This is a genomic window from Verrucomicrobiota bacterium (assembly GCA_027622555.1).
GTDB lineage: Bacteria > Verrucomicrobiota > Verrucomicrobiia > Opitutales > UBA2995 > UBA2995.
In genome coordinates this window covers 1-6,959 of sequence record JAQBYJ010000192.1, presented here as the reverse complement: position 1 = coordinate 6,959, position 6,959 = coordinate 1, and the positions used below count along the sequence as shown (strand labels likewise).

Below are 6,959 nucleotides of genomic sequence, written 5' to 3'. Positions count from 1 at the left end.
TGTGTCCGAATCCACCAAGAACTTTTATTTGTCTCAACTAAAGAAAAACTGATTATTCAAAGTGCCCATAGGTTATACATCTAGATAATTCTAGCCAGGTTTCTGACTCGATTCAAAGCCTACTGTTTCCCGCCTGGTTTTCTTTTCCAATCAATCTGAATAGATTGCCCAACATTGGACTGAATTATTTTTATTTAGAAACTACGAAAAGCGCGAAATTACGCGAAATTAGTTTTTATCCTTCATTGACGAATCGTTCGTATTCCAATTTTGGATGGTGACCGAAGTTGACTAATAGTCCGAGCTTTAGATCCGTCGACTTAAGGTAATTGATTATTTGAGCTCGATGTTCATCAGTTAGATTTTTAACAGCTTTGATTTCGACTATTACTTTGCCGAAACAAACAAAATCAGGTTTATATTTCTGTTTAAGCTCTCTTCCTTTGTAGCTCAGATTCAAAAGATCTTGTTCTACAAACGGAACAGAAGAATCCAAAAACTCGAACCCCAAACATTCTTGATAAATAGGTTCAAGGAACCCATTTCCCTTTTCTTTGTATACTTCAAAGCAAGCACCCTTTATCCTGTAGCTTTCGTTCTTGTACAAAATATTTTTCCTCATGTTTTCGCGTAATTTAGCGTTTTTCGTAGTTAATTTTAGAAACAGGTCTATCTTTCTCTACCACGTAGATTTAAATCAATAAATTCCAAACAATCGGTTCTTCGAGAAATCAATATTTCTTTTCACTGAGTTTTCGGATGGATAAAGTGCAATAAAAAACAGTCGCCCAATTTCGAGTAATTCTTATTTTCCATGTCTTTACTCAATTACCCTATGAAAAAAATTCAGATATTAGCGCTGCTCGGGCTCTGTGCGGTTGCCATAATGACGCCTCTTTGCGGCCAGGATTCCTGGGAAGAACGGGCTGAGGCACGTTTTACGAATCCACCGGATGCACGGGGGATCAGCCGGGGGACCCCAAGCCAAGCGACCGTGAAGCCAAAGAAGGAACGTAGAGCCCTGGTTTTTTACCGGAGCGAAGGATTTATCCATACTTCGGTACCGACAGCCAATTTGGCTCTTGAGGAGATGGCTAAAAAAACCAAAGCGTTTTCCGTTGATCTGGCCGACCAGTATAACGTGTTCACAAAAAAGAATCTGGAGCAATATGACGCGATCATCTTTAACAATACCACGCACTTGAAGTTTCCTGAAGAAAGTCAGCGGCAAGCGATTCTGGATTTCATAAATAGCGGCAAAGGAATTGTCGGCATTCACGCCGCGACCGATAACTTTTATGAATGGGAAGCAGGTGCGGCCATGATGGGCGGTCAATTCTCGGGACATCCATGGACAAATGATGGAACTTATGCCTTCAAAGTGGATGATCCAAGCCATCCATTGAACGCCGTATTCCGAGAGAGAGGTTTCTGGCACTCGGATGAAATTTACCAATACGATCCAGGGACTTTTCAAGGGGAAGAAAACCTTCGAATCCTCATAAGTCTGGACATGACAAAAGAGTCAACAGCAGCTCGTCTTTCTGATCCCAAATTTGCGAAACACAATGCCAAGTTTAAACCCGGTCTGCGGGAAGTGCCAGTTTCCTGGATACGGACATTGGGTAAAGGTCGTCTGTTCAACACTAACTTTGGCCACAATGAAAGCACCTATGCTAAACCAGTTATAATGAAACATCTCCTCGACGGCATTCAGTATGCGTTGGGCGATCTGGACGCCGACTCTACACCGAGTGCCAACATTAAAAAGTCTAAACCGTCACTCGCTCCTAACCTGTGATAACGCTTCTACTTTCGACTTACTTCTCTAATAAAGAAAAAGCGACATCGCTGGAAGCAATAGCCCTGCCTTGATGTCTGTCTCCGTGTACCAAACTGCCAGCCTCGCAACTTTAGCAAAGTTGGGCGTACTGTTTTTTAGTTTCTCAAACATCCTTTCGGCACAGGATACGCGCCTCGACTTTAACCGTGATGTCCGCCCTATCCTGTCGGATAAGTGTTACCGCTGTCACGGACCCGATGCAGATAATCAGGAGTCGGACTTTCGTTTGAACAGCAGGGAGGCGGCGATCGCCGACCTGGGTGGCTATGCCGGTATCGTTCCGGGTAATGTGGAAGCCAGTGAACTGCATTTTCGCATTTGGGAGGATGTAGTTGAGGACGAACTCATGCCACCACAGGATTCAAAGCTGTCATTGAGCGTGGAGCAAAAACGAATCCTCGACCGTTGGATTGCGGAAGGAGCTGAATACGACGAACACTGGTCATTTAAAACCATTTCCCGACCAGAGATTCCGGATCTCTCAGCAAAGAACAAATCCTGGGCGAGTAATGAAATCGATCACTTTATCGCAGCCCGACTACATGAAGAAGGACTGGAACCGTCCAACTTGGCACTGAAAGAAACTCAGATCCGACGTGTTACCCTGGACCTGACGGGTCTCCCTCCCACGCCGAACGAAGTAGAAGCATTTCTAAATGATAAGAGCCCGGACGCCTGGGAAAAAGTCGTGGATCGCCTGTTGGCTTCAGAACGCTACGGAGAACGTATGGCACTAGTCTGGCTGGACGCTGCCCGCTATGCCGATTCAGGAGGTTACCAAAATGATGCTCAACGAAGCCAGTGGCCCTGGCGCGACTGGGTGATCGAAGCCTATAACAGCAACATGCCCTTTGACCAGTTCACGATCGAGCAACTCGCCGGTGACCTGCTTCCCAATCCAAGCAAAAATCAACGACTTGCAACTGCTTTTAATCGCAATCACCGAATCAACAATGAAGGTGGCATCGTCCCGGAGGAATACCTGGTCGAATACGTAGCGGACCGGGCTGAAACCACATCCACCGTTTGGTTGGGTCTCACCGTAGGTTGCGCACGATGCCACGACCATAAATACGATCCCATTTCTCAGAAGGACTACTACGAGCTATTCGCTTTCTTCCACAACCTCGATGAAAACGGGAAGGACGGCGATATAGCACCCCGACCCAACATGATGGTCTATACGACCGGTACCGAAGAAGAGCACCTTCAACTGAAGAAAACCATTTCGAACACGGAGAACGAAATAAAGAACCTCTCGAAGAATCGTGCATCCATTTTCAACGCATGGATCAATGAACAAAAGGAGGGTAAACAGGAGCTGATTGATGAACTTGCCCAATTCCCGGAGGCCCGACTTCACTTTCCCTTGGACTCCGGCAACGCTACCTTCACACCGAATGCACGCAACGCAGCCCTCAAAGGCGTATTTGGTGGACGCGGGACGAACTACCCGACTCTGGAAAAAGGGACAACCTTCGGCAGCGGCTTTAAGTTTGGAACGGCCAATTATATTCGGGTAAACAATCCTCATAAGAACGATTTCGATTCACAGAGACCTTATTCGTGGCTGATTCAATTGGTAACGCCCAATGTATTTGCCGGTTCGGAAGGTCCCGTATTAGCAGCCGCTGAGGATGGAACCCAGAAAGGTTACCGGCTCATGCTCGAGGAGACGGGCGAGAAATCAAACTTCCGCGTGTCCTTTCAACTGATGGACAACATTCGCGAAAACTTGGGCATCGAAGTGGTATCGGGTCCGGTAATTCTTCCAAGTGCTCCTGTTCGTATTGGTGTAAGCTGGGATGGAAGCGGCAAAGCCCATGGCGTAAAACTCTTCATCGATGGACAACCCGCAGAGACAAAAGTAGTTTTAGACAATCTTCCCAAGTCTGTGCAAACAGACAACAATCTGTTACTTGGTGCCAGGGCTCAAACGGATGCGAAAGATGCGCTCCGTGATGCGACCTTGTTAAGAGGTATCATCGATGACGTCCAAGTCTACGAACAGGAACTAACCGAAGCACAAATGGTTAAACTTTCCACGACAGACCCAAAATATTTGTTGTTAGCTGCTTCCCAGAAAACAGTTCAATCCTTCCTGGAAACTACCTGGATAAGAGAAGACGCGGAGGGCCAAAGCCTGACGAAAATGCTCGAAGAGCAAAAAACAAAGCTCGAGAATTTTGAGAATAAGAAAGTGGCATCGGTCAGTATTATGGAAGAGATGGATAAGCCTCGAAAGACCTATCTGTTGACCCGAGGCGCTTACGATCATCCGGACAAAAGCCAGGAGCTTTCACCTTCCACTCTGAGCGCCCTGCCTCCTTTGGGAAATTCGCTACCACGTAATCGCCTGGGGTTGGCTAAATGGTTGGTGGATCCAAAAAATCCTCTTACAGCACGGGTGGCCATCAACCGTTACTGGCAGATGTATTTCGGCACGGGCCTGGTCAAATCAACGGAAGATTTCGGATCGCAGGGTGAATCTCCCAGCCACCCCGAGTTGATGGATTGGCTCGCCAGTGAATTTATTGAAAGCGGATGGAATGTGAAGGAGATGCAGAAACGAATCGTGATGAGCTCCACCTATCGTCAATCCTCTTTTGTGACTCCGGAACTATTGGAGAAAGATCCGGATAACCGATTCCTCGCCCGCGGCCCCAGATTCCGATTGGACGGTCAGGCTTTGCGGGATCAGGCACTCGCTGTATCAGGTTTTCTGGCACCAAAAATAGGAGGCCCTCCAGTCATGCCCTATCAGCCTGCCGGACTTTGGGATGAGGTAAGCGCCAAGGGCTATAAGTATATTGTCGGCAAGGGAGACGATCTATACCGGAGAAGTTTATACACCTTCTGGCGACGCACGGTGCCACCGCCCTCCATGATGAACTTTGATACCTCGGCACGTGAAGCGTGTTCCGTCCGCTCTAGCCGTACCAACACTCCTCTTCAGGCGCTTAACCTGATGAACGATCCCCAATTTGTGGAGGCCGCGCGAGGCCTGGCGGAGCGAATGATGATGGAAGGAGGAGCCTCGGAAAAAGATCAGATCGCTTTTGGTTATCGCGTTCTCCTCGCCCGTTCTCCCGAACCCGAAATTCTCGATATTCTAACCAAAGGTTATGAGGACTATTTAACTACTTATCGTTCCGATCCGGATAAAGCGGAACAGCTTATTTCAGTTGGAGTTTCAAAACCCGATCAAAGCCTGAACCCTGCGGCCCTGGCGGCAATGACTACCATTTCCAACATCCTTCTCAATCTGGACGAAGCACTTACCAAGGAGTAAACAACCATGGATCCACTACTCGAATCACGTCTTCTCATGAACCGCCGCCAATTCTTTGGCAAAACAGCCACGGGTCTGGGAACCATGGCATTGGGTAGCCTGCTCGGCAAGGATCTGTTGGCGGCTTCACCAAAGAATCAATTCCCGAACTTTCCAGCCAAGGCAAAACGCGTCATTTATTTGTTTCAATCGGGAGCTCCGTCACAAATGGACCTTTTCGATTGGAAACCTCAAATGAGGAAGCAGTACGATATGGATCTGCCGGATTCTATCCGCCGAGGCCAAAGACTCACTGGAATGACTGTGGGGCAAAAACGATTTCCTGTAGCACCCACCATTTTCGACTTCAAACAACATGGCGAAAGCCGAGCCTGGGTAAGTGAACTCCTGCCCAACATTGCACGGATCTCGGATAAGTTATGCTTCATCAAATCGATGCACACCGAGGCGATCAACCACGACCCGGCTATCACCTTCTTTCAGACCGGCTCGCAGATCGCCGGTCGACCCAGCATCGGCTCCTGGTTATCCTACGGACTGGGAAGCTTGAACAAAGATCTTCCGGATTTTGTAGCGATGGTCTCAACCGGCACTGGTCGCCCGGGCGGTCAGCCGCTTTATGATCGGCTCTGGGGAAGTGGTTTTCTACCTACCACTCACCAGGGAGTAAAGTTTCGCGGTGTGGGAGATCCCGTTCTTTATCTAAACAATCCGGATGGCATCGACCACCTCACCCGCCGCCGAATGCTCGATGACCTGAACGCCATTAACCAATATCGCTATGAGCAGGCTGGAGATCCCGAAATCGCTACCCGTATTTCCCAGTATGAGTTGGCCTACCGCATGCAAACATCCGTCCCTGATCTGACCGATGTTTCAGATGAACCAGACTCAACGTTTGAAGCCTATGGACCAGAGTCCAGAACGCGCGGAACTTACGCCAGCAACTGCATCATGGCGCGACGCCTGATTGAACGTGACGTTCGTTTTGTGCAGCTGTTTCACATGGGGTGGGACCAACACAAAACTCTGCCCAAACAAATTAAGGGCCAATGCTACGATAGCGACCAGGCAACAGCCGCTCTGATTGAGGACTTGGAACGGCGGGGACTTCTGGAAGACACGCTTGTCGTTTGGGGAGGCGAATTCGGACGCACCATTTACAGCCAGGGCACACTCACCGAATCGAACTATGGTCGGGATCACCATCCACGCTGCTTCACTATTTTCCTAACAGGAGCCGGTATCAAACAAGGCATCACCTACGGAGCGACGGATGAGTATTGCTACAACATAACGGAGAATCCCGTTCATGTGCATGATCTGCATGCGACCCTACTCCACATCCTCGGTATCGACCACAAACGCCTGACCTACAAATTCCAGGGCCGGCATTACCGATTAACCGATGTGCATGGAAAACTGGTTAAAGGGATCTTGGCATAGAAGTTAATTAATTTCGAATGGACTTATAGCAGCCAAGCCGCAACCAAAGTTTAACCTAACCACAGATTGCTCAGATAGGCACAGATATTGTAATGATTCCTTAACCACGAATGGAACCATCACCAATTGACACGAATGATCGAAATTATTTTGCCCTTTTTCAGAACTTACTATTCGTGTCGATTCGTGGTTAGCTTAAGCTTCTTAAAGGGAATCAGTTTCAGTTTTTCGCGTAATTCTGCGCATTTCGTAGTTAAACATTTTTCTTAGTAGTTTCTTAACCACCTGTCTCCGCCAAGGCTACGCCACGCTTCGCTAAAAGGGTCAATCCAATACCTTTGTAGTAAGTTTATCGAAGTAGGGCTGCACCGAGGTGCG

At 48.1% G+C, this 6,959-nt stretch carries 4 protein-coding genes; 3 read left to right on the top strand and 1 reads right to left on the bottom strand.

Translation table 11 applies throughout. The features are described 5' to 3' along the window. Positions 1 to 235: 235 nt before the first annotated feature. Positions 236 to 622, bottom strand: coding sequence for a GxxExxY protein (locus O3C43_24275; protein MDA1069604.1), 387 nt, complete (start codon positions 620 to 622; stop codon positions 236 to 238). Between the two features lie 213 nt (positions 623 to 835). On the opposite strand from O3C43_24275, the gene O3C43_24270 reads away from it, so the two are divergent. From O3C43_24270 to O3C43_24260, 3 genes are all read left to right on the top strand, one after another. Next, the gene (locus O3C43_24270; protein MDA1069603.1) at positions 836 to 1,801 is read left to right on the top strand and encodes a ThuA domain-containing protein; all 966 of its coding nucleotides are present in this window, start codon (positions 836 to 838) and stop codon (positions 1,799 to 1,801) included. Positions 1,802 to 1,874: 73 nt separating this feature from the next. After that, on the top strand, positions 1,875 to 5,135 hold the full coding sequence (locus O3C43_24265) for a DUF1553 domain-containing protein (protein MDA1069602.1): 3,261 nt from the start codon (positions 1,875 to 1,877) through the stop codon (positions 5,133 to 5,135). A 6-nt stretch (positions 5,136 to 5,141) separates the two neighbouring features. Next, positions 5,142 to 6,581 (top strand): DUF1501 domain-containing protein, encoded by a 1,440-nt coding sequence (locus O3C43_24260; GenBank protein ID MDA1069601.1) that lies wholly within the window; start codon positions 5,142 to 5,144, stop codon positions 6,579 to 6,581. Positions 6,582 to 6,959 lie beyond the last annotated feature (378 nt).

What these genes read in the sequence shown, in the direction of transcription:
- O3C43_24275 (MDA1069604.1), bottom strand. Translation starts at nt 622, where the DNA reads ATGAGGAAAAATATTTTGTACAAGAACGAAAGCTACAGGATAAAGGGT.
- O3C43_24270 (MDA1069603.1), top strand. Translation starts at nt 836, where the DNA reads ATGAAAAAAATTCAGATATTAGCGCTGCTCGGGCTCTGTGCGGTTGCC.
- O3C43_24265 (MDA1069602.1), top strand. Translation starts at nt 1,875, where the DNA reads ATGTCTGTCTCCGTGTACCAAACTGCCAGCCTCGCAACTTTAGCAAAG.
- O3C43_24260 (MDA1069601.1), top strand. Translation starts at nt 5,142, where the DNA reads ATGGATCCACTACTCGAATCACGTCTTCTCATGAACCGCCGCCAATTC.